This is a genomic window from Bacillus carboniphilus (genome assembly GCF_020524035.2).
Taxonomy (GTDB): Bacteria; Bacillota; Bacilli; order Bacillales; family JAIVKR01; genus Bacillus_CC.
The window spans coordinates 2,838,676-2,862,500 of record NZ_CP129013.1 but is presented as its reverse complement, the minus strand read 5'-3'; the positions used below and the strand labels follow the sequence as shown (position 1 = coordinate 2,862,500).

32 protein-coding genes, 1 rRNA gene and 1 pseudogene (1 of these 34 running past the window's edge) are annotated in these 23,825 nt (G+C 37.4%); 6 read left to right on the top strand and 28 right to left on the bottom strand.

Going from position 1 to position 23,825, the window contains the following annotated elements; all coding sequences use genetic code 11:
• Together LC087_RS14700 and LC087_RS14695 are read right to left on the bottom strand one after the other, a co-directional pair.
• A 16S ribosomal RNA gene (locus tag LC087_RS14700) occupies positions 1–435 on the bottom strand (it extends 1,117 nt beyond the left edge of the window).
• 237 nt (positions 436–672) lie between these two features.
• Entirely contained in the window at positions 673–852 is a 180-nt protein-coding gene (locus tag LC087_RS14695; protein WP_226541816.1) for a hypothetical protein, read from the bottom strand.
• Between the two features lie 149 nt (positions 853–1,001).
• Here LC087_RS14695 and pdaB point away from each other — a divergent pair, with 149 nt between their 5' ends.
• Complete coding sequence (gene pdaB, locus LC087_RS14690; protein WP_226541815.1) at positions 1,002–1,781, top strand: polysaccharide deacetylase family sporulation protein PdaB; 780 nt, start codon at positions 1,002–1,004, stop codon at positions 1,779–1,781.
• 62 nt (positions 1,782–1,843) lie between these two features.
• On the opposite strand, the gene LC087_RS14685 is transcribed toward pdaB, so the two are convergent.
• Positions 1,844–2,443 carry a KinB-signaling pathway activation protein gene (locus LC087_RS14685; protein ID WP_226541814.1) on the bottom strand — a complete coding sequence of 200 codons (600 nt, stop codon included), beginning with the start codon at positions 2,441–2,443 and terminating at the stop codon, positions 1,844–1,846.
• Between the two features lie 419 nt (positions 2,444–2,862).
• Between LC087_RS14685 and gerD the strand changes: the two genes are divergently transcribed.
• Positions 2,863–3,498 carry a spore germination lipoprotein GerD gene (gerD, locus tag LC087_RS14680; RefSeq protein ID WP_226541813.1) on the top strand — a complete coding sequence of 212 codons (636 nt, stop codon included), beginning with the start codon at positions 2,863–2,865 and terminating at the stop codon, positions 3,496–3,498.
• Between the two features lie 126 nt (positions 3,499–3,624).
• A complete protein-coding gene (gene rfbD, locus LC087_RS14675; RefSeq protein ID WP_226541812.1) occupies positions 3,625–4,461 on the top strand; it encodes a dTDP-4-dehydrorhamnose reductase in 837 nt (278 codons plus the stop codon).
• 509 nt (positions 4,462–4,970) lie between these two features.
• On the opposite strand, the gene LC087_RS14670 is transcribed toward rfbD, so the two are convergent.
• From LC087_RS14670 to LC087_RS14660, 3 genes are all read right to left on the bottom strand, one after another.
• Positions 4,971–6,011 carry an Mrp/NBP35 family ATP-binding protein gene (locus LC087_RS14670; protein ID WP_226541811.1) on the bottom strand — a complete coding sequence of 347 codons (1,041 nt, stop codon included), beginning with the start codon at positions 6,009–6,011 and terminating at the stop codon, positions 4,971–4,973.
• Positions 6,012–6,098: 87 nt separating this feature from the next.
• Entirely contained in the window at positions 6,099–6,812 is a 714-nt protein-coding gene (gene cwlD, locus LC087_RS14665) for an N-acetylmuramoyl-L-alanine amidase CwlD (RefSeq protein ID WP_226541810.1), read from the bottom strand.
• A gap of 61 nt (positions 6,813–6,873) precedes the next feature.
• Entirely contained in the window at positions 6,874–7,317 is a 444-nt protein-coding gene (locus tag LC087_RS14660) for a DUF2521 family protein (RefSeq protein WP_226541809.1), read from the bottom strand.
• A 646-nt stretch (positions 7,318–7,963) separates the two neighbouring features.
• Between LC087_RS14660 and LC087_RS14655 the strand changes: the two genes are divergently transcribed.
• From LC087_RS14655 to LC087_RS14645, 3 genes are all read left to right on the top strand, one after another.
• Complete coding sequence (locus LC087_RS14655) at positions 7,964–8,347, top strand: CgeB family protein (protein ID WP_306019673.1); 384 nt, start codon at positions 7,964–7,966, stop codon at positions 8,345–8,347.
• Positions 8,348–8,424: 77 nt separating this feature from the next.
• Positions 8,425–9,657 (top strand): MFS transporter, encoded by a 1,233-nt coding sequence (locus LC087_RS14650; protein ID WP_226541807.1) that lies wholly within the window; start codon positions 8,425–8,427, stop codon positions 9,655–9,657.
• Positions 9,641–10,261 carry a TetR/AcrR family transcriptional regulator gene (locus tag LC087_RS14645; protein ID WP_226541805.1) on the top strand — a complete coding sequence of 207 codons (621 nt, stop codon included), beginning with the start codon at positions 9,641–9,643 and terminating at the stop codon, positions 10,259–10,261. Before LC087_RS14650 ends, LC087_RS14645 begins: the two co-directional genes overlap by 17 nt.
• 513 nt (positions 10,262–10,774) lie before the next feature.
• Here the strand turns inward: LC087_RS14645 and rpsI are convergent.
• The 22 genes and pseudogenes from rpsI to rpsH form a co-directional block, all read right to left on the bottom strand.
• A complete protein-coding gene (rpsI, locus tag LC087_RS14640) occupies positions 10,775–11,167 on the bottom strand; it encodes a 30S ribosomal protein S9 (RefSeq protein ID WP_226541803.1) in 393 nt (130 codons plus the stop codon).
• A 20-nt stretch (positions 11,168–11,187) separates the two neighbouring features.
• Positions 11,188–11,625 (bottom strand): 50S ribosomal protein L13, encoded by a 438-nt coding sequence (gene rplM, locus LC087_RS14635; RefSeq protein ID WP_226541801.1) that lies wholly within the window; start codon positions 11,623–11,625, stop codon positions 11,188–11,190.
• Positions 11,626–12,069: 444 nt separating this feature from the next.
• Positions 12,070–12,807, bottom strand: a complete 738-nt coding sequence (truA, locus tag LC087_RS14630; RefSeq protein ID WP_226541799.1) for a tRNA pseudouridine(38-40) synthase TruA — start codon at positions 12,805–12,807, stop codon at positions 12,070–12,072.
• Between the two features lie 9 nt (positions 12,808–12,816).
• Positions 12,817–13,611, bottom strand: a complete 795-nt coding sequence (locus LC087_RS14625) for an energy-coupling factor transporter transmembrane component T family protein (RefSeq protein ID WP_226541797.1) — start codon at positions 13,609–13,611, stop codon at positions 12,817–12,819.
• Positions 13,608–14,477: an energy-coupling factor ABC transporter ATP-binding protein gene (locus tag LC087_RS14620; RefSeq protein ID WP_226541795.1), complete on the bottom strand. Its 870-nt coding sequence runs from the start codon at positions 14,475–14,477 to the stop codon at positions 13,608–13,610. The genes LC087_RS14625 and LC087_RS14620 overlap by 4 nt, the downstream gene beginning before the upstream one ends.
• A complete protein-coding gene (locus LC087_RS14615; RefSeq protein WP_226541793.1) occupies positions 14,453–15,295 on the bottom strand; it encodes an energy-coupling factor ABC transporter ATP-binding protein in 843 nt (280 codons plus the stop codon). Before LC087_RS14615 ends, LC087_RS14620 begins: the two co-directional genes overlap by 25 nt.
• A 176-nt stretch (positions 15,296–15,471) precedes the next feature.
• Positions 15,472–15,828: a 50S ribosomal protein L17 gene (gene rplQ, locus LC087_RS14610; protein ID WP_226541790.1), complete on the bottom strand. Its 357-nt coding sequence runs from the start codon at positions 15,826–15,828 to the stop codon at positions 15,472–15,474.
• A 61-nt stretch (positions 15,829–15,889) separates the two neighbouring features.
• Positions 15,890–16,834 carry a DNA-directed RNA polymerase subunit alpha gene (locus LC087_RS14605; protein WP_226541788.1) on the bottom strand — a complete coding sequence of 315 codons (945 nt, stop codon included), beginning with the start codon at positions 16,832–16,834 and terminating at the stop codon, positions 15,890–15,892.
• A 175-nt stretch (positions 16,835–17,009) separates the two neighbouring features.
• Positions 17,010–17,399, bottom strand: a complete 390-nt coding sequence (rpsK, locus tag LC087_RS14600) for a 30S ribosomal protein S11 (RefSeq protein WP_226541785.1) — start codon at positions 17,397–17,399, stop codon at positions 17,010–17,012.
• A 27-nt stretch (positions 17,400–17,426) separates the two neighbouring features.
• Positions 17,427–17,792 (bottom strand): 30S ribosomal protein S13, encoded by a 366-nt coding sequence (rpsM, locus tag LC087_RS14595; protein WP_226541783.1) that lies wholly within the window; start codon positions 17,790–17,792, stop codon positions 17,427–17,429.
• Between the two features lie 24 nt (positions 17,793–17,816).
• Complete coding sequence (rpmJ, locus tag LC087_RS14590) at positions 17,817–17,930, bottom strand: 50S ribosomal protein L36 (protein ID WP_003156543.1); 114 nt, start codon at positions 17,928–17,930, stop codon at positions 17,817–17,819.
• A gap of 34 nt (positions 17,931–17,964) precedes the next feature.
• Positions 17,965–18,183 carry a translation initiation factor IF-1 gene (gene infA, locus LC087_RS14585; RefSeq protein ID WP_226541781.1) on the bottom strand — a complete coding sequence of 73 codons (219 nt, stop codon included), beginning with the start codon at positions 18,181–18,183 and terminating at the stop codon, positions 17,965–17,967.
• Entirely contained in the window at positions 18,176–18,496 is a 321-nt protein-coding gene (locus tag LC087_RS14580) for a KOW domain-containing RNA-binding protein (RefSeq protein ID WP_226541779.1), read from the bottom strand. The genes infA and LC087_RS14580 overlap by 8 nt, the downstream gene beginning before the upstream one ends.
• Before the next feature lie 16 nt (positions 18,497–18,512).
• Positions 18,513–19,259 carry a type I methionyl aminopeptidase gene (gene map / locus LC087_RS14575; RefSeq protein WP_226541777.1) on the bottom strand — a complete coding sequence of 249 codons (747 nt, stop codon included), beginning with the start codon at positions 19,257–19,259 and terminating at the stop codon, positions 18,513–18,515.
• The gene (locus LC087_RS14570) at positions 19,256–19,909 is read right to left on the bottom strand and encodes an adenylate kinase (protein ID WP_226541775.1); all 654 of its coding nucleotides are present in this window, start codon (positions 19,907–19,909) and stop codon (positions 19,256–19,258) included. The genes map and LC087_RS14570 overlap by 4 nt, the downstream gene beginning before the upstream one ends.
• A 53-nt stretch (positions 19,910–19,962) precedes the next feature.
• Positions 19,963–21,258, bottom strand: a complete 1,296-nt coding sequence (gene secY / locus LC087_RS14565) for a preprotein translocase subunit SecY (protein WP_226541773.1) — start codon at positions 21,256–21,258, stop codon at positions 19,963–19,965.
• The gene (gene rplO / locus LC087_RS14560; RefSeq protein WP_226541771.1) at positions 21,258–21,698 is read right to left on the bottom strand and encodes a 50S ribosomal protein L15; all 441 of its coding nucleotides are present in this window, start codon (positions 21,696–21,698) and stop codon (positions 21,258–21,260) included. Before rplO ends, secY begins: the two co-directional genes overlap by 1 nt.
• A 33-nt stretch (positions 21,699–21,731) precedes the next feature.
• Entirely contained in the window at positions 21,732–21,914 is a 183-nt protein-coding gene (gene rpmD / locus LC087_RS14555) for a 50S ribosomal protein L30 (RefSeq protein ID WP_226541769.1), read from the bottom strand.
• Positions 21,915–21,927: 13 nt separating this feature from the next.
• Positions 21,928–22,429: pseudogene (gene rpsE / locus LC087_RS14550) on the bottom strand (30S ribosomal protein S5).
• Positions 22,430–22,449: 20 nt separating this feature from the next.
• Positions 22,450–22,812: a 50S ribosomal protein L18 gene (gene rplR, locus LC087_RS14545; protein WP_226541765.1), complete on the bottom strand. Its 363-nt coding sequence runs from the start codon at positions 22,810–22,812 to the stop codon at positions 22,450–22,452.
• Between the two features lie 32 nt (positions 22,813–22,844).
• Positions 22,845–23,384 (bottom strand): 50S ribosomal protein L6, encoded by a 540-nt coding sequence (gene rplF, locus LC087_RS14540; RefSeq protein ID WP_226541763.1) that lies wholly within the window; start codon positions 23,382–23,384, stop codon positions 22,845–22,847.
• A gap of 28 nt (positions 23,385–23,412) precedes the next feature.
• Complete coding sequence (rpsH, locus tag LC087_RS14535) at positions 23,413–23,811, bottom strand: 30S ribosomal protein S8 (RefSeq protein WP_226541762.1); 399 nt, start codon at positions 23,809–23,811, stop codon at positions 23,413–23,415.
• Positions 23,812–23,825 lie beyond the last annotated feature (14 nt).

The following is a 23,825-nucleotide window of genomic DNA, read 5'->3' as shown; positions in this document are numbered from 1 at the left end:
GATCCGAAAACCTTCTTCACTCACGCGGCGTTGCTCCGTCAGACTTTCGTCCATTGCGGAAGATTCCCTACTGCGCCTCCGTAGGAGTCTGGGCCGTGTCTCAGTCCCAGTGTGGCCGATCACCCTCTCAGGTCGGCTACGCATCGTCGCCTTGGTGAGCCGTTACCTCACCAACTAGCTAATGCGCCGCGGGCCATCTGTAAGCGATAGCTAAAAGCCACCTTTCAACTTTAGACTAGGTAGTCTTAAGGTTCATCCGGTATTAGCCCCGGTTTCCCGGAGTTATCCCCGTCTTACAGGCAGGTTGCCCACGTGTTACTCACCCGTTCGCCGCTAACTTGATGGAAAGCAAGCTTTCCATCAAGTCCGCTCGACTTGCATGTATTAGGCACGCCGCCAGCGTTCGTCCTGAGCCAGGATCAAACTCTCCGATAAAATGGTGTCAGATTTAATCTGATCATTTTATGAGTTTGCTAACTCATTGTTGTTTCAAAAAAATTGACGCTTTTGGTTTGTTTAGTTTTCAAAGATCATTTTCCTCGTCGCCTTGAAGCGACTTTTTTATATTATCATCTCAGTAACATCCCGTCAATAACTTTTTAAAATAATTTTTATCTTCAAGATGGCTTTTTGAGCGACGAATAATAATATATCATAATTCTAATTTATTCGTCAATATAATCCTACCTTTTTTTTAATATTTTCTATAAATATCATTTTTTCGTACTTCAGTCTACGTAAAATGGGCTTATTTTGTTCCTTTTCTACCTCAAAAGATAACCTACTTGTTTCACGTTCCAAAAGACTTGCAATCTCTTCACATTCTACCTGACTCAAAATAACACCAATCACTTACACACCCCCCTAGTCCGCTTAATATATCCAATTTCATTTATAGGTATGTAAATAAAATTGACGCCTATTTGAACAACCTCTTAAACATCTTTCTATTAAACGTGCATATACATGCAATATAAGAAATTTGGACAAGGAGAGGAACCATGAATTTCTTTTACGTTTTTCACATGAAAAATTTTAAAAATGTGCTTATTTTGATGGTCATTGCTTTTGTTACAGCTAGTTTACTTTACATGCAATCAACATTAAGCATCCCCATCTTCTCAACTGATCAATCGCAATCCCCAAGGGCTATATATCAAGGAGAAGAAAAGTCCAACAATGTCTCTCTTACCTTTAACATTTCCTGGGGAGATGAAAACGCATTGCCCATCTTAGATACTCTCGAAGAAAACCAGATTAAAACAGCTACCTTTTTTCTTTCAGCATCATGGGCAGAAAGACATCCAGAAATCGTCCAAAGAATTAAAGAGGACGGTCATGAAATTGGTTCAATGGGCTATGAATACGAAAATTACAATAAACTCACGATTGAAGAAATAAAAAAAGACTTATCTTTATCCAAAGACGTATTTGATAAATTACAAATAAAGAACATTGAACTATTCAGGCCGCCGAAGGGAGACTTCAACAAGTCTGTCTTACAAGCAGCTGATAGCTTTGGATATACAACTATTCATTATAGCGTTAATTCTCAAGATATCAGGAACCCTGGAGTTAATGGCATTGTTGAATCAGTAACTAAACCTCTAAAGGGAGGCGACATCATTTTATTAAATGCCTCTGATGATGCAAAGCAAACAAACGACGCATTACCTCAGATTATCAGCCTTACTAAACAAAAAGGCCTATCCTTTGTAACCGTAAGCAAACTAATTTCCAACAGCGAAGCACGTTCAAAAGAGGTGAACACCTCGTACTAATGAAACAGTCGATAAAAAGGGCCATCCAATCGTCATATCTGGATCGCCCTTTTTAAAATTAATTAAGCTGATTTTTGGTTTATTTTGTGTAGAACAAGCAGTTGGTAGGCGTTACAAACCAATAGTGGAATTAACATAAAGTAAAGCCAACCCTCTTCATTTACCCTTAGAGCTGGTACCCATTCAACCGTAGTAACTACTACCATAAAGAACACGGCTGGGATGAATGCACCTATATTTGTTTGTATACTTTTAATATAAGCAATAATCAATCCAACAATTAAGATTGCAACCGCAAGAACTAAATATGAAATAAATCCTTCACCTGTCTCAGCGAAAATAGCATAGCGAAAATAAACTAAATCAAATAAGACAAATAATATTAACATAACTTGAATCCAATTCCATAAATTCCTTTTAAATATACCTAAACCAAATCTATGAACCGTTAAGTATGCAAAAAAGCCCATTTGACTTATAAGGCTGAAAATAAACCCCACCCCTACAAACCAAAACAAGGAAAATAAAATTTCAACAAAATCGCCCGTTATAAAGTAAGGTTGATATTCATTCCATTTCACAATAAAACCAACAATACTAGTCACAACGGCACCCAGTAAAAGCGTTGATAAAAATAAACGAACCCAATTTCGACTATTCAATTGTTGCATCCCCCATTTTTATGAACAATCTGTCTTTAGACTGACAGAGCATAATATAAGTATCTGTTCAAAAAGATCTAACCAATCGTCCCGTGATCAGATTATGTACACCACATCTTTAGAAAAAGAGAATAATCTTTTTTTCATAATGTGAGACCCTATACTTTTTGAACAACCTCTATAAAAAGGTGATTCGTATTTGATTGTACCAATCCTAAATACAAATTTCTATAGAAAGAATGTTTAAAGGGTAACAAGCTGCTAAAGAGGACAATAATAACAATCTTTCTTTTTATTTTTAGGAATCATTAATCAACATGCCCTCCACTAACTCTTGAAATGGAACATTTTAACCTGTATACATCCGGCAGTAAAAACCATATTAAGGATAGGGACTAGAATTGAAAGGAGGACAGGTTATGATGAAAAACTGTCTTGTACTCCTCACTCTATTTTTCTTTTTGACTGGTTGTGGAGGTAATGAGCAATCAAGTGGGCAAATGGATTATGAAGAAACTAAAAAAATGGTTGTCGATATACTTAAATCTGATGATGGAAAAGCAGCTTTAGAAGAAATGTTAGCTGATGAAAAAATCAAACAAAACCTAATTATGGATGCTGAAACCGTAAAAGAAACTGTTTCTACTACATTGACATCTGAGGAAGGGAAGGAATTTTGGACAAAAGTATTTGAAGATACCGAGTTTTCAAAGTCCTTTGCTGAAAGCTTGCAAAACGAGCACGAAAATGTCATAAAAAAACTAATGGATGATCCTACTTACCAAGAGAAGATGTTAGAGCTCCTTCAAAATCCAGAAATAGAAAGTGAAATGATAACAACCTTAAAAAGTCAGCAATTTCGCTCCCATATACAAGAAGTTATTACTGAAACACTTTCAAGTCCACTTTATAAATCGACGATTGAAGAAACATTATTAAAAGCGGCAGAAAATATGCAATCACAAGAAGAAGGGGGAGGCCAAAGTAGTGGGCAAGAACAGTCAGGTGGAAGTAGTGAAGGTGGCGGAGAACAATCTGAAAGTCAACAACAATAAGAAAAGCGCAAGAGCCCGTTTTGCGACGACACATGAGCTAAAGTCCGCACTCCTAAAAATAGGAGTGCTTTTTTTAGTTTTTATGAATATAACTCAATATAACACAAGGATAATGGGGTGAATTCATTGAAAGTAATTATAACTGGTGGATTAGGACAACTAGGCACTGCTGTTCATAAAGTATTTTCGGAGAGGGCAATGATTTGTCACCCGTTAGGCAAGAAAGAGCTTAATATTACCTCGATGGATCAAATCATTTATTACTTCAATCACTATGAACCAAATATGGTTGTTCACTGTGGAGCTTTTACGAATGTGGATGGTGCCGAGAGTAAAAAAGACCAAGCCTACTTAATTAATGCGATCGGTACAAAAAACTTAGCCATATGCTGTGAAAATTATCGCATTCCACTCGTCTACATTAGTACAGATTATGTATTTGATGGAACATCAAGTACCCCTTATCACGAATTTGATCAACCTAACCCTATCAATGAATACGGAAAGTCTAAACTCGCTGGAGAAGAGATGGTCAAACAATATTGTTCTTCCTTTTATATTATTCGCACTTCGTGGCTATACAGTTATTCACACCATAACTTCTTACAAACAATGCTACGTTTAGGAAAGCAGCGAGAACCAATCAATGTTGTAAATGATCAAATTGGTTCCCCTACATATACCTATGATTTAGCAGAAAAAATGGTAGATATTTTTAATAAAGAACACTACGGAACTTACCATGTGGCCAATAGCGGGTATTGTTCATGGTATGAGTTTGCAGAGGAAATTTTTCGCATAAAGGGAATGGATATAAGACTAAATGCAGTACCAACAGAAGATTTTCCTAGGGACGCCAAGAGACCTTCTTTCTCTAAACTCGATCAAATGTCCTTGAGACTGTATAAAATCCCTCCAAGTCGTCATTGGAAATCTGCTTTAAAAAGCTGTCTAAATCACTAAATAAATTTACTAAACCATTTATTTGTTAACATTGTATGTTCAAAAAGCCTTACTATCGCTTAAAATTATCGTTAGGGACAGGACATAATTGTAAGATGATGATCGCATTCCTTTAATCAGGTCTCCTATTTCATCCTTTTCTCCTTACTTTTTAACACTAGTTTAATATGAGGTGCACAATGATCATATTTTTATTTATTTTTTTAGAGGTTGTTTAAAAAGTCCTAAAAAAATGTCGGTTGAATAACTTTGTTGGTTTGCTTTTCCGCTCCTCATGTACCAAGAACGTACACTGTGAGTGCTCAAAGCTACACCGCCTCGTTCTTCAGCGTCCTTTTTTCCCTACTTTTTAAACACGCACTTTTATTAATTTTTTCGTATGACTTTACAAAGTTTAGATCTCAGAATAAGGAGATGATTGAACAAAACGAAAGGATTATTACCTTACTTGAAGAAATACGAGATCAAGCCCAAAGCAAGTGACTGCTCTGGGCTTGTTCTTTGTAATACTAAGATTCTTTTATCACGCTGTTGGCGATCTCAGTATAAATTTGTCCGATAGGATGGTCTTCTTCATAAACCGAAGGAGCAAAGTCATCCTCTCTTATATCTGGCTGTTGAAGAGGAATTTGACCTAATAAAGGAATATTTAACTCTTCAGCTAACTTTTCTCCTCCACCTTGACCGAAAACATACTCCTTCTGTCCTGAAACCTTACTTTGGAAATAAGACATATTTTCTACAATTCCTAAAAGCTCGTGATTCGTTTTTAGCGCCATTGCTCCAGCTCTAGCAGCAACAAATGCAGCAGTAGGATGCGGGGTTGAAACAATGATTTCCTTACAGGATGGTAGCATTCCATGAACATCTAATGCCACATCACCTGTACCTGGAGGTAAATCTAATAGTAAATAATCCAAGTCTCCCCACTCTACCTCTTGAAAGAAATTGGTGATCATTTTTCCAAGCATAGGACCTCTCCATACGACGGGGGCATTATCTTCAACAAAAAAGCCCATTGAGATCACTTTGACACCAAAACGGTCAACAGGTATGATTCTTTCACCCCTCACGACAGGTCGTTTCGTGATCCCCATCATATCGGGAACACTAAAGCCATATATATCTGCATCAACTAATCCAACTTTTTTTCCTAAACGAGCAAGGGCCACGGCCAAGTTAACAGAAACGGTTGATTTCCCGACCCCTCCCTTTCCACTAGCAATAGCGATAAAAGTTGGAGCGCTTTCATTTGATAGGATACTGTCTTCAGTTTGTGGTTGATAATATTTTTGAATCATTTCTTCTGGAAGCTCTTCAAAACGTAAGCCTACAGTATCGGCGCCCGCCTCTTTTAAAACCGAAACGATTTTTTGTTGCAGCTCCATTTGTTCTGCTGTTCCTGTTTCAGCAATTGCAACTTTCACACTTACATGGTTTTTTTCTTGTTTCACCTTGATTTCTGAGATTGCACTCAATTCTTTTAAAGACTTATGTAAAAAAGGTTCTTCGATCCCTTCTAGTAGTTCTCTCACCTTTTGTTCATTCATGGAAACACACACCCTTTGCTGTTATCGTTAATCCCTGTCATTTTATGATAATGGAAATAACGAAATTGAGCAATGGATAGGCTTTATTTAGTCTGGTGGAGCATCTTCCGATGTGAAATACCTTAATATCCCTCTATATATAGATGCCGCTACCTTTTCTTGATATTGTTTTTCTCCCAGAAGTTTTGCTTCTTCAGGATTAGAAAGAAATCCAGCTTCAACTAAAGCGCCAGGTTTATTCGTATATTTCATAATAAAAACCCCTTCTATCGGCCTTGCTGTTCGAGTTGTGTTCTCTAAGCTCTTTCTTAGTTCATCTTGAACAAATTTGGCAAGATGAATGTTTTCTTCATATTTACCATGGTAAAATGTTTGTGCCCCGCTCCATTTTTTTGAAGGAAGTGCATTCATGTGAATGCTAACAAATAGTTCTGCCTCAGATTCATTTATCATGTCCACTCTATTTTTCAAGTCTTCAATTTTACGTGAAGAATAGCCACTTGTATTTGAATCGGCTAAGTCTTTATCCTCTTCTCTTGTCATAAGGACTAATGCCCCTTGCTCTTGTAAAAAATCACGTAGCATTTTTGCAATTTGAAGGGTGATATCTTTTTCTATTAAATCTCCTCCGACGGCACCACCATCTGGACCTCCATGTCCAGCATCTATATAGATGATTTTCCCTGAAAGAGGAAGGTTCCAAGACTTCCAAGAAGCATCTTCAGAGAACTGTTGTTTAATAAAAAATAAAACTCCGATGAAAACAACAGCTAAGCCAAGCCATATAAGTTTCTTATTCACAGACCCCCAACCCCTCTGCTCGTCCTAATTCAATATATGGATGAACAAAGAGGGATATGACTTATAATTGACGTAGCTTTCTTTTTTTTCTTCCTAAATCAAAACCGTACAACCATGCATTCTGAATATATTCTTGACAAGCAAATAATAACGATTCCTCAATCCCTTCTATTTCCTTTGCGAGTCCCCACGTTAGTAAAAAATGGTGCAAACTATTGATTAAATTAACTACATCTCTTTTAGATCTCTTTTCCATAACGTCTACAGGGTCTTCAAATAAGGATAATCGACTACATTTTACACCTAAAACAAACGCATCAATTCCCGATTCTACACAGCCATCTTGAACAATCGAAGAATCGATACAGTTATTATGGAAAAACATCGCGAATGAAAGGGAAATATTTTTATGAAGAGTATGAATAGATATAAACTTCAATATTTTTCGTTCTATATATCCTTCATGCTCAAGCCTCTTATCATTGAAATTTATAATGACGTCCATGTACAAGCCTCCTTTCATTGTAGTGTTTATCATTAAAGGAATTGTATTCATTAGGAGAATAGCATGACTGAGATATCGCCTAAAATATATTTTATTCCCAATTACACGAACCTTTTAATTATCCATGAAAATAACAAAAACATAATATAACCTTCTTCTATTGTTTAGGTTGACCAACTTGGTCCTAAAAAAAAGTTAAGGTAGAACAAATACTTGAAATCATCTAATCATATTTTATTGTTAGGCATTATCAAGGAAGAGCCTATGAAATATTTTCAAGCAAAGCGTATATTATTCGTGACAGCAGATTCTTCTGTTGCCTTTCAAATTATTAATAGAGCTATTATACAGAGCTTATAAAAACTTACAAAAGAAGTGAAAGTGATCAATATTCGTAACCATGACGTAGTCAAACATTCTGCAATGATGAAACCTAATTTAGTTTTATTTATTACGGGTAACCAAACAACTGTCGAACATTGCAAACAACTTAAGAAAAATGGGCATTCAATTGCTGTTTGGTATACAGATAACCCCTGCAATTTGAGCAATATTAAGGATACAGCCCCCCTACTTTGATTATGTCTTTACGAATGAAATTGCTTGCCTATCATTCTTTTCACTCATCGGTTGCTCAAATGTTTCGGTGCTATCATTCGCAGCAGATCCAACCGTTTTTCACAATGAAGATAGCATTCAAACGAAACCCATTGATATATGTTTTATAGGAACAGCTTGGGACAGTCGTATAAAATTTATCGATCGACTTTCTAAATATATTGATACAAATAAATTAATGATTATTGGACCCGGTTGGGAAAAATTAAAAAGATATCCTAAATTAAAAGATCAAATTATTAATAAACCTCTATCAATGGAAGAGACAAGGGGATATCTAGTTAAATCCAAAATTGTTTTAAACAAACATCGAAAGCATAATGAAATAACCAAAAACTATAATGATCATTTAAAGTTATTTAATTATTGTCCTCTATCTTTTTACCTCGCAGTAAAAAGATTAATTTTTTAGTTGAAAAACGACAACAACGTCGTTATAATGATACATAAATAAACGACAACAATGTCAATTTAAAAGGAGAAATAATAATGAACTCTAATATAAAGAAAAACAAAAATTATCTCACTTTAATTACTGCACAACTCATTTCCAGTCTCGGAGATTGGTTAAGTATTATAGCTGTTATTACATTAGTAGGATTGAAGTGGGAAGCTACATCTTTACAAATCTCATTCATTATATTGTCTCTGGCACTACCTATGGCAATATTCGGCCCCTTTTCAGGTATAATTGCTGACCGCTTCAACCGTAAAGGCTTAATGATTGTCTCTGACGTATTTAGAGCCGTTTTTATCATTGGATTAGCCTTTGCCAATTCTATCTGGATTGTTTACGCTTGCTTATTTATGACCGGTCTTTTCGCTTCTGTCTTTGTACCAGCTAAAAACGGTAAACTAAAAGAAGTAGTTCCCCTAGAAGATATGAAAAGCGCCATGTCTATTACTTCAATGATTGATTCAGGTACAAAAGTTTTAGGCCCCTTGTTAAGTGGGTTGCTTGTTTCTCTATTTGGTACACAGTTTGTATTTTATATTGATTCTGTTACCTTTATTGTTTCTGCTGCACTCATCTCCCTCTTACCAGCTTCAGTTAATGAAATGACGCAAACCCCTTTAGAAAAACGTTCTTTCAAGGAAGACCTTGTAGAGGGTATGAGCTTTATAAAGAGCAACTCATTCTTATATGTTGGATTAATATTTTTAGGAACGAGCTTGTTAATCCTACAGCTCTCAGACTCCCAAGCCATTGTCTTAATGAGACAAATACCAAGCTTTTCAGCTAATCAATTTGGCTTGTTCGTTGCAACGGTTGGAATAGGTACATTTATTTGTGGGTCGATTCTGGCAAAAAAGACAGACTATCACGCTTTTAAGCTGATGCTTTCAGGGGTTTGTTTAATCGGTTGTGGTTTTAGTATACTAGCTATATTGACTGTTTTAAATTTACCTTTATTTATCGTGTGGGGATCTATATTGGGACTAATGGTTGGGTTTGCAGCAGGTTTAGTCTTTATTCCTTTTCAAGCCTCTGTTCAAATCAAAACACCAACAAATTTAACTGGGCGTGTGTTTGGCGTCATTAATAGCGTTTCAACAACGGCTACTATTGTTGGTCCATTACTAGGAGGAATCCTCGTCACAGTGATTGGAATCATCCCGACGTTTATTCTTACGGGTTCACTATTGATTTTTTCATTTGCGATCGGATTATTTTTTAGAAGTAACATAGAAAGAGGGAAGTTAGATGTCTCCAAAAGTTAGCCAAGAACATAAAGAGCGGCGTCGAGCGAAAATTTTAGACGCTGCCAGAAACGTATTTATAAAGTATGGATTTGAAAAAGCAACAATGAAACATATTATGGAAGAATCTAGCGTAAGTAGAGGTGGACTTTACCAATACTTTTCTAATAAAGAAGACGTCATGAAGGTGGTCTTGGAAGAAGAGCTAGACGTATTTTCAGAAAAGATTAACGCAACATTAAGTAATCAACCATCTTCTTATTGGAAAACACTCCAAGAATTATTGTTAACCTCACATGACGATAATAATGAGGTTCTTACTGATCCTTTGACCCCAGCAAAAATTGAGTTCCACCTTACGAGTAAAAACGATGAACAACGATTAATCTTTGCCAAAAAACGTTACAAACATTTCTTAAATATTTATGCTCGTATTATTAAAGAAGGACAACAAAAAGGAGAGTTTTCCAGCAAATACGAAGCAGAAGTAATTGCGGGATCGATTATCTCCTTCACCGATGGCGTATATATCGGTTACGATGTATTATCAAAAGAAGTCGAACTAAAAAAACAAATGAACTTATTTGTAGATAGCTTAAAATTTACACTCGGGGTAGAACATTAAGTCTACCCTTTTTTTTGAGAAATAAAATACATCCCCACCCAAAAAGCAGTAAGAATGGTACTCTTGAAGTCCAGTACAAATTCTAATAAGAAAAGCGCAAGAGCCCGTATAGCGACGCAGGTGCAAAGGTACGTCAACTAAGTACAATCACGTCCTGTGACTAACGTTGACGCTAGCACTTCCTGTGCATCGCCGCATGAGATAAAGGAAACACGAAAAGCCCGAAAGCGGAGGATCTACTAAGTTCAGCCACGTCCTGTGGCAACGTAGATCCACCTCCCTCCTGGAGGCGTCTCCGTTGACTTATCGTAGAGACATGGAACATCAACTAAAGACGGGCAACATTGATGCTAGCACTTCCTGTGCGTCGAAAGCGCTACCCGTCGCTGGGAGCTGGAGCTAGACAAAAATAAAAGCACCATCCAAATAAGGACAGATTTTTATACTTTCTTACTCTGTAATAAAAAGACCCTTTCCACCATAAGTGAAAAGAGCCTTGAAACGTAATATAGATTAACGTTTTGAGAACTGAGGTGCACGACGAGCGCCTTTAAGACCGTATTTCTTACGCTCTTTCGCACGTGCATCACGAGTTAATAAGCCTGCACGCTTTAATGATGGTCTATACTCAGGATCTACTTCTAAAAGTGCACGAGAGATACCATGACGAATTGCACCAGCTTGACCTGCAATTCCACCACCATTAACGTTTACTAAAACATCATAGCTTCCTGCAGTTTCAGTTAAGTTTAAGGGTTGTTTAATATCTTCAATTAATGCTTCTGACGGGATGTAATCTGTTACATCACGCTTGTTGATCACGATACGTCCTTCACCTGGAACTAAACGTACACGTGCAACAGAACTTTTACGACGACCTGTACCGTAGTATTGTAACTGTGCCAAATTAATAACCTCCTTTTATGTTATCCACGAAGTTCGTAAGCTTCTGGTTTTTGAGCTGCATGAGGGTGTTCCGCACCTTTGTAAACATGTAGCTTCTTAAACATTTGACGACCAAGAGAACCTTTAGGAAGCATTCCTTTAATTGAAAGCTCTAACATTTTCTCTGGGTAATTTGTACGCATTTCTAATGCCGTACGAGTTTTTAATCCACCTGGATACATGCTGTGACGGTAATAAATTTTATCAGTTAATTTTTTACCTGTTAATTCAATTTTCTCAGCATTGATAATAATGACGTGATCACCAGTATCAACATGTGGTGTGTAAGTTGGTTTATGTTTTCCACGTAAGATAGATGCTACTTCAGATGAAAGACGACCAAGCGTTTTTCCAGCTGCATCAACTACGTACCATTTGCGCTCAATTTCAGATGCCTTAGCCATGTAAGTTGTACGCATTTGTTTCCCTCCTAATACTTTTCATTTTTCCATTGACCAAACGTTATCTATTATTTCAAACACGATTAATTTCCGGGGCTAATCGTGGGGTTGAAATACATACCATATGATATCTTATAACGTTTAGAAGCAAATGTCAAGAGGATGTTACGCCTGGTTTAGTTGTCATAGGAAAAGCGGAAGTGCCCGTTAAGCGACGCAGGTGCTTATAGACCCCCGCATGAGATAAAGGAAACACGAAAAGCCGCAGGCTTCGATGTTGACTTATCGTAGAGAGGAGGGCGAAGCAACACCAGTCGCTGGGCGCTGGAGCTAGACAGTAATGAAAACACACATTAATCTATTTTCATGAATTAAGCCTAAATGGATCCTCCACCCTAAAATATTACCCTTATTTTACCTTTAATATCTTATATTTCACACATAACTTATTCAGAATAAATCCTAATAAAACACTTCCCACAAATATAAGCCGTGACCTGGAGCTGTCTTCCCAGCTTTTCTACGATCACATGCCTCTAGTATCTCTTTCACTTCCTCTGGTTTAAGTCTCTCCTGGCCGACCTCTAGTAAAGTGCCTACGATAATTCTCACCATATTATATAAAAATCCGTTTCCTCGAAAAGTAAAAACGAGTTCATCTTGATCTTCGCACAAAGAAATCGTGTCAATCGTTCGAACCTTATTTATAACGTCTGTATTCGATGCACAAAAACTAGAAAAGTCGTGAGTGCCAATTAAAGTTGATGCTGCTTGGTTCATTAACTCTATATTTAAAGAGTATGGGAAGAATAAAGCATACTTTCGTTTAAATAGGTCTCGTTCACCTAGATGTTGAATACGATATCGATATTCTTTCCCTACAGTATCATAACGAGCGTGGAATGACTCTTCAACTTGTTTAGAGTCCCTTATGAAAACATCATTTGGAAGTAGGGCGTTGAGCGCTTTTGACCATTTTTCTTCGGGAATGGATAGACTAGTATCAAAATGAATCACTTGTCCATACGCATGAACATTTGTATCGGTTCTTCCTGAGGCATGGATAGTGACCACCTTCCCTTTATGAATCGTTTGCAGTACACGTTCAATTTCCCCTTGAACCGTTCTTTTGTTAGGTTGCTTCTGATATCCACTAAAGTCTGTGCCATCATACGACAGGGTACATTTAATTCTTTTCATAAAACACTCCTACGTTCGAAAAATAAACAAAATGATACTCAAACCTGCTAAAGAAAGAATGAGAAGTGTATCGTTTGTTTTCCATCTCAATTGTCTTAGTTTTGTTCTTCCTTCGCTTCCTCTATATCCTCTTGACTCCATAGCCGTTGCTAAATCATCTGCTCTTTTAAATGCACTAATAAAAAGAGGGACGAGCAAAGGAATTAACGCTTTAACCCTTTCTTTTATTGGCCCACTCGTGAAGTCTGCTCCTCTCGCTTTTTGAGCCTTTATAATCTTATCTGTTTCCTCCATTAATGTGGGAATAAATCGCAAAGAAATAGACATCATGAGTGCAAGCTCATGAATAGGCAGCTTGACTTTTTTTAATGGGTGCAGTCCCATTTCAATCCCATCTGTTATTTCAATTGGGGTCGTCGTCAACGTCAAAACTGTCGTAATCATAATTAATAGTACAAAGCGGCAAGAGATAAATATGGCTTGTCTTAACCCTTCTTCATAAACTTGAACAAAGGCTAGGTCGACTAATACAGGTCCTCCTTTTGTAAAAAAGATGTGTAAGACAAAGGTGAAGATTACGAGCCATATAACAGGTTTCATTCCATTCCATATAAATGAGACCGGTATCTTTGTAAGCATAACAATCGTTGCCACAAAAAAGATAAGGAAGGAATAAGTAAGTGTGTTATTAGCGATAAAGACGATAAAGACAAACAAAAACACCATGGCTAACTTAGATCGAGGATCCAATCGGTGAATAAGTGACTGACCAGGTACATATTTCCCTATAATAAATGAATTCATCTTTCACGGTCCTCTTTCATCATTATCTGAATGAGAGCAACCGTTTCTTCTAAAGTGAAAGGCATGTCTGTAATGGTACAGTCAAATCTATTCTCAAGCTGATCCACTAACTTTATAGATTCTGGTAAGTCTAAACCTAGCTCTTTAATCTGGTCTCTCATTTGAAAGATTTGCTTTGGGGTTCCTTTTACCTTTATTGTTCCTTTATGCATAATCGCAATCTCATCTGCATATTTCGCCGCATCCTCCATACTATGGGTAACAAGTATGGTCGTCCTATTTTTTCTTTTATGTAATTCGTAAAACATATCCATCATTTCAACTCTGCCAATCGGATCTAACCCAGCTGTAGGTTCATCTAAGACTAATACTTCTGGCTCCATTGCAAGCACGCCCGCAATGGCTACTCTTCTCATTTGCCCTCCACTTAATTCAAAAGGAGATCGACTGAGTAGGTTTTCTGAAATTCCTACCTCTTCAATCGCTTTATACACCTTTTCTCTTGCTTCTTGATCAGATAAACCATTATTTTTTGGTCCAAAAGCAATATCTTTTTCTACTGTTTCTTCAAAGAGTTGATGTTCGGGAAATTGAAATAAAATTCCTACTTTTCTTCTAATTTCTTTGATCTGCTTATTTTTTTTACCGGCTTCAAGTCTTTGATCACCAATCTCAACCGTCCCTGTTGTTGGCAAGAGAAGTCCATTTAAATGTTGAAGTAAGGTTGATTTACCTGACCCTGTATGACCAATAATTGCTAAATAGGTGCCATGCTTGATTGTCAAATTCACATCATAAAGGGCTCGATATTCAAAAGGAGTCTTTTTTTGATAATAATGCTCTAAGTTTGAGATTTTAATGTCCATAGTTCCTCCACTAAACCATCTGTTGTTAAATGTACGTCCTTTATATCTACACCATTTCGCTTCAAGAGATTACTAATTTTTAAAGAGTACGGGATATCAAGCCCTACATCTTTTAACATGTCATTATGTTGAAAAACATACTGTGGTGAACCTTCCATTATGATTTCACCTTGGTTTAATACAATGATTCGATCTGCCATGCTTGCTTCCTCCAAATCATGAGTGATGGAAATGACAGATGCTAAGCCTTGGTTTTTAAGGTTCTGTACGGTTGTCATAACATCCCCCCTACTAGAAGGGTCCAGCATGGAAGTAGCTTCATCGAATATGATAAGGTCTGGTTTCAGCGCAATAATACCGGCAATGGCTAAGCGCTGTTTTTGCCCCCCCGATAGTTGGTGTGGATCCTGATTTAAATAGTCAGATAGCTTAACTTGATTAACAGCCCAACCAATCCTATTCACCATCGTTTCACGATCGAATCCTCTATTTTCTAATCCAAATGCAATATCATCTTGTACCGTTGTCCCAACAAACTGATTATCTGGATTTTGAAAAACTAACCCTACATGTTTACGAACGTCCCATATTTGGTCCTCCGTCATTGTTTTTCCACAAATTTTTATCGTTCCTTGATCTGTCGTTAATAATCCATTCATCAATCGAGCAAGAGTTGATTTTCCAGAGCCATTATGACCAACAATGGCAATCCATTCTCCCTTTTGTACACTTAAAGAAATGTTTGATAAAACATATTTCTCTTGATTATGGTAGGAAAAGCAAACCTTATTCATTTCCACAACCAATTGTTCTTTCAATTTTATCACCTCTGATCCATTACATACTGACTAAATGACATAATTAATTATAAGTCTTTTTGAAGAATTTAAAAATGTATGAGTTGTTTATGGGGGAATTGTATGAAGGAAAATATAACAAAAGAAAAAGGGCTTAGATCTAGTTAAAAACAGACCCGCCCTTATATTCAGCAAAATTATACAAGCTCGATAACAACCATTTCCGCTCCGTCTCCACGACGTGGTCCAAGTTTCATGATGCGAGTATATCCACCTTGACGCTCTTCATAACGAGGAGCGATTTCAGCGAATAGCTTTTGCAATGCATCTTGCTCTTCATTTGCTTCTTTTTTGTATATGAAAGAAGCTGCTTGACGACGAGCGTGAAGATCCCCACGCTTACCAAGAGTGATCATTTTTTCAACAACAGAACGAAGCTCTTTCGCACGGCTTTCTGTTGTTTCAATACGTTCACTGATGATAAGGTCTGTTGCTAATCCGCGAAGCATCGCTTTACGTTGATCACTTGTACGACCTAATTTTCTGTTAGACATAAGATGTCCCTCCTTTACCTGTCCAGATATATACAAAGAAAAACCTAGTTAACTACATTAACTAGTCATCTTTTCGAAGACCTAATCCTAGCTCCTCTAACTTCCCTTTAACTTCTTCTAGAGACTTGCGACCTAAGTTACGAACCTTCATCATGTCTTCTTCTGTTTTGTTGGCTAACTCTTGAACTGTATTTATTCCAGCACGTTTTAAGCAGTTATATGAACGAACAGAAAGATCTAGTTCTTCTATAGTCATTTCAAGCACTTTTTCTTTTTGATCCTCTTCCTTCTCAACCATGATTTCTGCATTTTGCGCTTCATCTGTCAAACTAACAAAGATGTTTAAGTGTTCAGTGAAGATTTTTGAACCCAATGCAATGGCTTCTTTCGGACCGATACTTCCATCTGTCCAAACATCAAGAACCAATTTATCATAGTTAGAGATTTGACCTACTCTAGTATTTTCAACTTGATATGAAACACGAGAGACAGGAGTGAAGATTGAATCAATAGGAATAACTCCTATCGGCTGATCTTCATGCTTATTAGAATCGGCAGGTGTGTACCCACGTCCACGTTCAGCAGTCATTCTCATACGAAGATGTGAATTCTCAGCCAAAGTAGCGATATGGAGGTCCGGATTTAAAATTTCTACATCACTATCATGTGTAATATCAGCAGCAGTGATAGGACCTTCACCTTGTATATCAATTTCTAGCGTCTTTTCTTCTTCAGAATAGATCTTTAAAGCTAGTTTCTTTAAGTTCAATATGATGGTAGTAACATCCTCTACAACACCCTCGACGGTGGAGAACTCATGCAATACTCCATCGATTTGAATGGTAGTTATAGCAGCACCAGGGAGTGAGGATATGAGTATACGACGTAAGGAGTTACCCAATGTTGTACCATATCCACGCTCAAGTGGTTCGACGACGAATTTACCATACTTGGCATCATCGCTGATTTCAACGGTTTCAATTTTTGGTTTTTCAATCTCGATCATCTAAAATAAACCCTCCTTCAAAACGTCGAAACCCCGGCTAGTGGAACAACAGAATCAACTAACCGAAATTCCCCATTCATTAGTTCCCGAATGTGCAAAATTATTCCTGATGAATAAGTTTAAATACCGTATCATACCCCATTATAGACAAGGATATAATTTTTATACAGTAAAATTACACTCGACGACGTTTAGGTGGACGGCATCCATTATGAGGTACTGGCGTTACATCACGAATAGATGTTACTTCCAATCCAGCAGCTTGTAATGCACGAATCGCTGCTTCACGTCCTGCTCCAGGTCCTTTTACAGTGACTTCTAGAGTTTTAAGTCCGTGTTCCATAGATGTTTTAGCCGCTGTTTCTGCAGCCATTTGCGCAGCAAACGGTGTAGATTTACGAGATCCCTTGAATCCTAATGCTCCAGCACTAGACCATGAAATCACATTTCCATGAACATCTGTAATTGTGACAATTGTATTGTTGAAAGTTGAACGAATATGAGCAATACCAGACTCAATATTCTTTTTCACACGACGCTTACGTGTATTAGTTTTACGAGCCATTATTATTTAACCTCCTTTACTTACAACCTACTTTTTCTTATTCGCTACTGTACGGCGAGGACCTTTTCTTGTACGAGCATTGTTTTTAGAGTTTTGACCTCTAACTGGTAAACTACGACGATGACGAATTCCACGATAAGAACCGATCTCGATAAGACGTTTAATGTTTAAAGAAACTTCACGACGAAGATCTCCTTCAACTTTAAGCTTATCGATTACTTCACGAATTTTCGTTAATTCATCTTCTGTTAGATCTCTAACACGAGTATCTTCAGAAACTCCCGCCTCAGCTAGTACCTTTTGTGCTGTTGTTTTCCCAATTCCATAGATATATGTTAAAGATATTACTACACGTTTTTCACGAGGGATATCTATACCTGCGATACGAGCCATTATTCAATCGCACCTCCTTTTTGATTATCCTTGTTTTTGTTTATGCTTTGGATTTTCGCATATAACCATTACTTTCCCTTTTCTGCGAATGACTTTACATTTTTCACAGATAGGTTTTACTGATGGTCTCACCTTCACGCTTTTCAACCTCCTTAGTAATACGGAGTGCTAATTATTTATATCGATACGTAATACGTCCACGAGTTAGATCGTACGGGGACAACTCTACTGTAACTTTATCTCCTGGTAAAATACGAATAAAGTGCATACGGATCTTACCAGATACATGAGCCAAAACAGTATGACCGTTTTCAAGCTCAACTTTAAACATCGCGTTTGGTAAGGTTTCGATTACCTTACCTTCGACTTCAATCACATCGTCTTTAGCCATTCAATGGTTCTCCCTTCTTCAAATCAGCAACTTGCTCATTGACAAACTTCGTTAATGCATATCGTAACTTCCCGTTTGTCACACGACCAGTTTCTTTAATACTGTTCTGAACTTCTGGAGATACGAGGTCAAGAAATTCAAGATGTTGAATATTCTTCTTCTTTGGAGTATTAAACTTTCGTTTTTCTCCATCTGCAATTAAAACAAATCGTTCATCAAGGACTTTTACGACAATGGCAAATTGCCCTGTTTCTCTTCCTTGTTTTATTAACACGAACTGACCAACTATTGGACTCGAGTCAGGATCGATCAACTATAATCACCTTCACTTAGGGTTTTGTTAAGATTTCATAACCATCTTCTGTTATAGCAATTGTATGCTCATAGTGTGCACATAATTGACCATCAACTGTAACAACCGTCCAATTATCTGACAAGGTTTTTACATACCTTGACCCTGCGTTAACCATGGGTTCAACAGCTAAAACCATCCCTGGCTTTAAGCGAGGCCCTTTATTAGGTGGTCCATAATGAGGGATTTGTGGATCCTCATGTAAGTCCTGCCCTACTCCATGACCAACATATTCTCTAACGATTGAGAAGTTATTAGTCTCAACATAAGATTGAATCGCATGGGATATGTTTGACAACCTTTCATTAGGTTTAGCTTCGTTCAAACCTGCAAACAGAGATTTTTCAGTAACATCCAGTAACTTCTGTACATCATCTGAAATTTCCCCAACAGCATAAGTCCAAGCGGAATCTCCATGATAACCAGCATATTTCGCACCTATATCAATAGAAATAATATCTCCTTGTTGGAGTTTACGATTGCCAGGTATTCCGTGAACGAGCTCCTCATTAACTGAGGTACATATACTCCCGCGAAAACCATTATACCCTTTAAATGAAGGAATTGCATCATGTTCTCTTATAAACTTATCTGCAATTGCATCCAACTCTTTTGTTGATATACCAGGTTTAATTGTTTGTTTCAACTTTTGATGAGTTAAAGCAACAATTCGTCCAGCCTCACGCATGATTTCAATCTCACGTGGAGTTTTACATATGATCATTTATCATTGCCTCCAACAAGTTGACAAATTGAGTCGAATACATGATCAATATGTTGCTGACCGTCTATATGCTTAAGATAACCTTTTGACTTATAGAAGTTCAATAATGGTTCAGTTTGCTTAACATAAACATTCAAACGATTTTCAACCGTTTCTTCATTATCATCATTCCGTTGATAAAGCTCTCCGCCACACTTATCACATATTCCTTCCTTAGTAGGAGGATTGAATAATGTATGATAGGTAGCACCACAACTTTTACAAATTCTTCTACCTGTCAAACGTTCAAGAAGAATAGAATGGTCGACTTTAATATTTATTACATAGTCGATGGATTTATTTAAACTATTTAAGATGTTTTCTAATGCTTCAGCTTGCGCGACTGTTCTTGGAAAACCGTCTAATAGAAAACCTTTCTTACAGTCATCTTTACCTAATCTTTCGCGAACAATACCAATAGTCACTTCGTCTGGGACTAGAGCTCCTTGATCGATAAAAGATTTAGCTTTAAGACCAAGTTCTGTCTCTTCCTTGATGGCAGCTCTAAACATATCTCCTGTTGAGATATGAGGGATGTTATACTTTTCAACAATTTTCTCTGCCTGAGTCCCTTTACCAGCACCTGGTGGGCCCATTACTAACAAATTCATTTGCTTACCTCCCCCCAAACTCTAGTAGAGGGAATGGGACATGCCCCATAACCTCAACCTTTCATAAAGCCTTTATAATGACGTTTCACAAGTTGACTTTCAAGTTGTTTCATCGTCTCTAAAGCAACACCGACGACAATCAGTAAACTCGTTCCACCGATCTGTGCACTTTGTGGGAGACCCGCAAAGTTAATGAAAAACACAGGAAGAATAGAAATCACTGCAAGGAAGATTGCTCCTACAAATGTAAGACGATACAAGACTTTCGTTACAAACTCTTGTGTATTTTTCCCTGGTCTGATACCTGGAATATATCCACCTTGTTTCTTTAAATTATCAGCCATTTGCTCAGGGTTAACTTGAACAAACGTGTAAAAATACGTAAAAGCAATAATTAAAGCAACATAGATGATCATTCCAATCGGTTGTGTATAATCAAATGTATTTCTAATAAAGTCTGTAACATCATTTGAACCGAAGAATGAAGCAATCGTTTGAGGTGTGATAATAAAGGATACCGCAAAGATTACCGGAATAACTCCTGCTGCATTCACTTTTAAAGGTAAGTGAGTAGAATGGTTTCCTACTTGTGCATTTCCACCTGCTCGTTTTGAATATTGAATTGGAATTTTTCTAAGTGCTTGTTGCACAAAGATGACTGCGACAGTTACTGCAATGATTGCTAATACGATGAGTAGTACAGTAACAATTCGTATGAACAATTGATCACCAGCATCAACAAATTGCTGACTAAAATACTGGTTTACTGTAGTAGGAATAGCAGACACGATTCCTGCAAAGATGATAATAGAGATTCCATTCCCTACACCTTTGGAAGTGATTTGTTCACCTAACCACATTAAGAACGCCGTACCAGCCGTAAGAACTAGAGCAATAATCAAGTAGGTAGTAATACCAGGATCTTCGATCAGCATCCCACCTACCATTGTATTAAAACCGTAGGACATTCCTAACGCTTGGATAAAACCTAGTATGATCGTACCGTAACGAGTTAACTGAGCGATCTTACGTCTTCCTACTTCTCCCTGTTTTGACCATTCAGTGAGCTTAGGTACTACATCCATTTGCAACAATTGAATAATAATTGAAGCGGTAATGTAAGGCATAATTCCCATAGCAAACAATGAAAAGTTTTGAAGAGCTCCTCCACCAAAAGTATTCAGAACTCCAAAAACACTCACATCATCTTGCATTTTCAAAACATCGGCATTTACGTGCGGTACAGGAATAAATGTACCAATACGAAACACGACTAACATTAAAAGGGTGAATATGATTTTATTTCGTATATCACCCACGCGCATAAAATTGGAGATTGTTTTAAACATTAAATCACCTCTGTTGTGCCGCCAGCACTTTCTATAGCTTCTTTAGCAGAAGCTGAAAACTTATTGGCTTTGACAGAAAGTTTCTTTTCAAGCTTACCGTTACCAAGAACCTTTATCCCAGCATTTAGTTTGCTAACTAAACCTACTTCTAAAAGAAGCTCTGGAGTAATTTCATCTCCATCATTGAAACGATTTAATGTTTCGATATTGACGATGGCATACTCTTTTCTGTTAATGTTTGTAAAACCACGTTTTGGTAAACGTTTGAATAGAGGAAGCTGACCACCTTCAAAACCTGGGCGAACGCCTCCACCCGAACGAGCTTTTTGACCCTTATGACCTCTTCCAGATGTTTTACCATTACCAGACCCAGTACCACGACCGACACGATTACGTTCTTTACGTGAACCCTCTGTTGGTTTTAGTTCATGAAGTTTCATTTATGAGACACCTCCTTAAGAATTGTTACGGTCTTACTGTTCTTCAACCTTCACTAAGTGTGATACCTTATTGACCATACCACGAATTGCAGCATTATCTTCATGTATAACAGTTTGGTTCAGTTTGTTAAGACCAAGTGTTTTAACAGTCACACGTTGATTTTCTGGACGACCAATGACACTGCGAGTGAGGGTAATTGCTATTTTTTTTGCCATGTTAAATCCCTCCTTATCCTAACAGTTCTTCTACAGTTTTACCACGAAGTTTTGCAACATCTTCAGCTTTTTTCAAATGCTTAAGACCTTCGATTGTAGCACGAATCATATTTATAGGTGTATTTGAGCCTAATGACTTAGAAAGAATATCATGAACTCCAGCAAGTTCTAGTACCGCACGTACTGGACCACCAGCGATAACTCCGGTACCGGCAGAAGCAGGTTTTAATAAGATATTCCCTGCACCATATACTCCAATAATCTCATGAGGAATTGTTGTATTTACCATTGGTACAGTAACTAAGTTTTTCTTAGCATCTTCGATAGCTTTACGAATCGCTTCTGGTACTTCTTGTGCTTTACCAGTACCAAAACCTTACATGACCGTTTTTATCACCTACTACGACTAAAGCAGCAAAACGGAAACGACGACCACCTTTTACTACTTTCGCAACACGGTTGACGGTAACTACTCGTTCTTCAAGTTCTAGTTTACTCGGATCTATGCGTTTCAAGTTAGTTTCCCTCCTTTTAATTAGAATTTCAATCCAGCTTCACGAGCTGCATCCGCTAATGCTTTTACACGTCCATGATAAAGATATCCACCACGATCAAAGATAACCGTTTCGACTCCTTTATCAAGAGCACGTTTAGCAACAAGCTCGCCAACTTTAACAGCAGCATCAATGTTCCCTTTAGAATCCAATGCTAAATCTTTATCAAGTGTTGAAGCGCTAGCAAGTGTTACTTGATTCATATCATCAATCACTTGTGCGTATATGTGTTTATTTGAACGAAAAACATTTAAACGAGGACGCGTTGCTGTTCCTGATAGGTTAGAACGAACACGTGCATGTCTTTTTTTACGAACAACATTTTTACTTGCCTTAGTAATCATCTACGTCACTCCTTTCCTACCGTTTAACGATATTACTTAGCAGTTTTACCTTCTTTGCGACGAACATACTCGCCTTCGTAACGAATCCCTTTACCTTTATAAGGCTCTGGAGGACGTACCGCACGAATGTTAGAAGCGATCGCTCCTACACGTTCTTTATCTGTACCTTTTACAACAACCTTTGTTTGCGAAGGAACGTCAATTTCAATTCCTTCTTCAGGTACGATTTCAACTGGATGTGAATAACCAACATTTAAAACAAGATTTTTACCTGATTTAGATGCGCGGTATCCAACCCCGATTAATTCAAGACTTTTTTCAAACCCTTTAGAAACACCATCAACCATGTTTCCAATAATACTACGAGTTGTTCCATGAAGAGCACGATGTTCTTTATGGTCACTTGGACGGCTGACCGTTAATACGTTATCTTCAATCTTGATTTCCATATCTGGACTAAACTTACGAGATAATTCACCTTTTGGTCCTTTTACTGTTACTGCATTTTCAGCACTAATTGTAATGGTTACGCCAGAAGGAATCTCTAGTAACTTTTTACCTATACGAGACATTCATTACACCTCCATTCATGTCAACTTATTACCAAACGTACGCTAATACTTCTCCACCAGCTTGTTTTGCACGAGCTTCTTTATCAGTTAAAACACCTTGAGATGTAGAAACAATAGCAATACCTAATCCGTTTAAAACGCGAGGAACTTCGTCAGCTTTTGCATAAACGCGAAGACCTGGTTTACTAATACGTTTAATACCTGTAATTACACGTTCATTATTTGCACCGTATTTTAAGAAGATACGAAGCATACCTTGTTTGTTATCCTCAATAAATTCTACATCACGGATAAAACCTTCACGCTTTAAGATTTGAGCAATTTCATGCTTAATTTTTGAAGCAGGAAGTTCTAACTTCTCATGACGTACCATGTTCGCATTACGGATGCGAGTTAGTAAATCAGCAATTGGATCTGTCATAACCATAACTTTTGACCTCC

Coding starts and splice junctions, on each gene's coding strand:
- rpmD (WP_226541769.1), bottom strand. CDS start 21,914: ATGGCAAAAAAAATAGCAATTACCCTCACTCGCAGTGTCATTGGTCGT.
- LC087_RS14570 (WP_226541775.1), bottom strand. CDS start 19,909: ATGAATTTGTTAGTAATGGGCCCACCAGGTGCTGGTAAAGGGACTCAG.
- rplF (WP_226541763.1), bottom strand. CDS start 23,384: ATGTCTCGTATAGGTAAAAAGTTACTAGAGATTCCTTCTGGCGTAACC.
- pdaB (WP_226541815.1), top strand. CDS start 1,002: ATGAATTTCTTTTACGTTTTTCACATGAAAAATTTTAAAAATGTGCTT.
- rplQ (WP_226541790.1), bottom strand. CDS start 15,828: ATGTCTAACAGAAAATTAGGTCGTACAAGTGATCAACGTAAAGCGATG.
- rplM (WP_226541801.1), bottom strand. CDS start 11,625: ATGCGTACAACTTACATGGCTAAGGCATCTGAAATTGAGCGCAAATGG.
- truA (WP_226541799.1), bottom strand. CDS start 12,807: ATGAAAAGAATTAAATGTACCCTGTCGTATGATGGCACAGACTTTAGT.
- LC087_RS14660 (WP_226541809.1), bottom strand. CDS start 7,317: ATGGACGTCATTATAAATTTCAATGATAAGAGGCTTGAGCATGAAGGA.
- LC087_RS14650 (WP_226541807.1), top strand. CDS start 8,425: ATGAACTCTAATATAAAGAAAAACAAAAATTATCTCACTTTAATTACT.
- rpsK (WP_226541785.1), bottom strand. CDS start 17,399: ATGGCTCGTAAAACTAATACACGTAAGCGTCGTGTGAAAAAGAATATT.
- secY (WP_226541773.1), bottom strand. CDS start 21,258: ATGTTTAAAACAATCTCCAATTTTATGCGCGTGGGTGATATACGAAAT.
- rpsH (WP_226541762.1), bottom strand. CDS start 23,811: ATGGTTATGACAGATCCAATTGCTGATTTACTAACTCGCATCCGTAAT.
- infA (WP_226541781.1), bottom strand. CDS start 18,183: ATGGCTAAAGACGATGTGATTGAAGTCGAAGGTAAGGTAATCGAAACC.
- rplO (WP_226541771.1), bottom strand. CDS start 21,698: ATGAAACTTCATGAACTAAAACCAACAGAGGGTTCACGTAAAGAACGT.
- rplR (WP_226541765.1), bottom strand. CDS start 22,812: ATGATTACTAAGGCAAGTAAAAATGTTGTTCGTAAAAAAAGACATGCA.
- LC087_RS14605 (WP_226541788.1), bottom strand. CDS start 16,834: ATGATCGAGATTGAAAAACCAAAAATTGAAACCGTTGAAATCAGCGAT.
- LC087_RS14625 (WP_226541797.1), bottom strand. CDS start 13,611: ATGAATTCATTTATTATAGGGAAATATGTACCTGGTCAGTCACTTATT.
- LC087_RS14620 (WP_226541795.1), bottom strand. CDS start 14,477: ATGGACATTAAAATCTCAAACTTAGAGCATTATTATCAAAAAAAGACT.
- LC087_RS14645 (WP_226541805.1), top strand. CDS start 9,641: ATGTCTCCAAAAGTTAGCCAAGAACATAAAGAGCGGCGTCGAGCGAAA.
- gerD (WP_226541813.1), top strand. CDS start 2,863: ATGATGAAAAACTGTCTTGTACTCCTCACTCTATTTTTCTTTTTGACT.
- LC087_RS14670 (WP_226541811.1), bottom strand. CDS start 6,011: ATGAATGAACAAAAGGTGAGAGAACTACTAGAAGGGATCGAAGAACCT.
- rpsM (WP_226541783.1), bottom strand. CDS start 17,792: ATGGCTCGTATCGCAGGTATAGATATCCCTCGTGAAAAACGTGTAGTA.
- map (WP_226541777.1), bottom strand. CDS start 19,259: ATGATCATATGTAAAACTCCACGTGAGATTGAAATCATGCGTGAGGCT.